This is a genomic window from Lacisediminihabitans sp., assembly GCF_036569425.1.
Classification (GTDB): domain Bacteria; phylum Actinomycetota; class Actinomycetes; order Actinomycetales; family Microbacteriaceae; genus Lacisediminihabitans.
Map to the genome: position 1 here is coordinate 1 of NZ_DATCQQ010000039.1, position 2,837 is coordinate 2,837.

A 2,837-nucleotide genomic window follows, 5' to 3' on the forward strand; every position below is an offset into this window, starting at 1 on the left:
GCGAGGTCCCGGCCCTCGCCTGACGCCTGACGCCTGTCGGCCGCCGCATCCGCATCCGCAACCGCATCCGCAACTTCCGAAATCCATGCATCCCTGGTGCGGCAGCGGCGTGTTGCCCACAAACTGTCGGCGCGCCGCGAAGATTGCATGGATTTCGGAAGGGGCAGAAGGCAGAAGGCAGAAGGCAGAAAGAGGAGGCGGGCTAGAGCGAGTGCTGCGGCGCGTCGTTGGAGATGAGGATGCCGTCCTGGATCGCGCGCTTGCGGAGCGCGACCTTCGTGCCGACATCGATTCCGGCAACGCGGTACTTCTCGCGGATGCGCTTGAGGTAGGACTTGGCGGTCTCCTCGGAGATGCCGAGCTGGTAGGCGACGGCCTTCACCGGCTCGCCGCCGCCGTAGAGCGCCATCACGCGGCGCTCCTGGGCGCTGAGCTTCGGTGCGCCGCCCACGTCGCTCGCGTTGAGGGCGAGGTCGAGCTCGGCGGACACGTACGACTCGCCCTTGGAGGCGGCCCGGATCGCTTCGACGATCATCTCGGCGTCCTCGCTCTTCACGAGGTAGCCGAGGGCGCCGGCGGCGAGTGCCTCCCGCACCACATTCGGCTCGGAGTATGTGCTCATGAGCACCGTCTTGACTCCGGTGGTCTTGAGGGTCGAGATCTTGAGCGAGATCGGGATGTTGTCCTTGAGGTCAAGGTCGAGAAGCACGACATCCACCGGGAATTCGGCGTGGGTGAGCAGGTCGGGCCAGGCCGACACGGCCGCGACCATGGTGATGTCACTCGCGGCGCCGCGGATCCACTCGGTGAGCGCCCCGAGGAGCATCTTGTGGTCGTCAACGAGAGCGAGTCGAATTCGGTTGTCTATGTCCGGCACTGATAATCCCATCCTGTGAACTGCTTGTTGTGCATGCTATTGGTCTGCCGGGTTCGCTACGACGCACTCTATCTCGACACGCAGGCTCGAGTTCTGCGTCGAATCGATGAAACGCCCCACCTTGCCGATCGCGTCCCAGGTCGCCGGGTCGACCCGGTTTCTGGCGACACTGGTGGTGGCGATCACGAGCGGCACCGTGATCGTCTTCAAGCCCTGCTCCCGCGGGGCGGTGACGGGGCCCAGGGTGAGCTGCGCCGTCGGGCTCGCCTTGCCCTGGTCGTTCACGAGCAGCCATACGGCGGCGAGGAGTCCGTCCCGCTGCTGCGGGCCGAGCAGGCCGGCCAGGCTGCCGCGGTCGGTGAGCGTGACCGACTTGCCGAGCTGCTCCGACTCCGTGATCGCGTGGTACAGCCAGGTCTCCCGGCGGCCCTCGATGAGATGAAGCCGGAGTTCCGTGGCGAGCGACGCCGCGATCGATGCTGTCTTCGGGCCGAGCGGGAGGGGGATCCGTCCGTTGGAGACGGAATCGAGCAATTCCTCGGCCGCGAGGTCGAGGCGTGCGAGCTCCTCAGACGCGAGCATGCCCACGGCGAACCGCGGCGCGGAGACGGTGCTCTGCACCAGCACCCGGTCGAGCTCGAGCTGAACGATGCGCCGGAAGCGACGGATTACGAACACCCCGAAGAGCGCGGGCATCACGGCCACGGCCACGGCGATGATCTGCGCCGGGGTCGTCAGGGTCGTGAGCTTGGTGGTGAGGAGGATGGCGGCGACCAGGGTGAGCCCGAGCAGGGCGGCCGCGCCGAGGATTTCCCGCGCCCGGCGCAGTGTCAGCGCCGCCAGCAGGCCGAAACCGGCGGAGATCGATGCGGTGGCGAAGGTGCCGACATCGTGCAGCGGCCAGATGGCGACGAGGTCGAGGCCGACGACGGCGGCGAGGGACAGCAGGTAGGCGCCGAACATCCAGTTGGGCATGCGTTCGCCCCACGTGGAGATGGCCACCGCCACCGCGACGACCGCGATCGCGTAGATGACCCACGCGGCGGCGACCGGCAGCACGTGGGGGTAGTCCTGCAGGTGCAGCACGAACATGCCGATTCCGTACAGTCCCTGCAGGCCGGCGAGTGCCGTCGCTCCGATGCCGAGGTATCCCGTGCCGAGACTGGCCCCACGCGCACTCGCCTGGCGCATGGCCCGACCGGCCGTCGAACCGGCCGGCACTCCGCTTCGATTGCGCCTGCCGAGGATGATGCCGAGGGTGTTCTCCTCTGGGCGCGCGTACTCGCTCATTTCGGCACCTCGAGCACGACGGTCGTTCCGGCTCCTGGCGACGAGAAGAGCCGCGCGTTGCCTCCCACGTCCTTGAGCCGGCCGACGACCGAATCCTTGAAGCCCAGGCGGGCCTCGTCGATGTCCTTGAGATCGAAACCGACGCCGGCGTCGGTCACCATCGCCCGCACCGTGAATTCGTCGTCGGTGATGGTGACGTGGGCGTCGGTGACGCCGGAGTGCCTGCGCACGTTTTCGAGGCACTCGGCGAGGGCGAGCAGGAAGGCGTCGAGCACCTCGCTCGGCAGCAGCACCTGGCCGGTGCCGTGCCAGCTCACCACGAGGCCCATGCGGCCGAACCGCTGCTTCACCGATTCCAGAGTGGTGCCGAGCGCGCTCTCCTCGACCGGTTCGAGGTTGTAGACGCCGGACGACTGCGGAACGGGGCTCGCGCCCAACCGCAGTTGGCGGAGCAGCCGGGCGTCCTCGCCCGCCTGTTGCTGCAGGGCGGAGGCGGCGACTCCGACACCCGAGTGGGCGAGCAGGGTGAGCGTGGCGAGCACGGTGTCGTGCAGCAGGCGCGCGCCCTGGCGACGCTGCGCCTCGGTCTCGCTCGCCTGGCGCTCCGCGCGATGCGCACGGCCGATGCTGTAGATGCGGCGGGCCGCTCGGGGCACGCTCGCACCGAGCC

3 protein-coding genes are annotated in these 2,837 nt (G+C 68.5%); all 3 read right to left on the reverse strand.

Features of this window, described 5'->3' with window-relative positions:
* Nucleotides 1–202: 202 nt before the first annotated feature.
* On the reverse strand, nucleotides 203–877 hold the full coding sequence (locus VIM54_RS07450; protein WP_331900193.1) for a response regulator transcription factor: 675 nt from the start codon (nucleotides 875–877) through the stop codon (nucleotides 203–205).
* Nucleotides 878–913: 36 nt separating this feature from the next.
* Entirely contained in the window at nucleotides 914–2,167 is a 1,254-nt protein-coding gene (locus VIM54_RS07455; protein WP_331900194.1) for a hypothetical protein, read from the reverse strand.
* The coding region (locus tag VIM54_RS07460) for a sensor histidine kinase (RefSeq protein WP_331900196.1) at nucleotides 2,164–2,837 on the reverse strand (674 nt) is incomplete at its 5' end. The genes VIM54_RS07460 and VIM54_RS07455, both read right to left, overlap by 4 nt.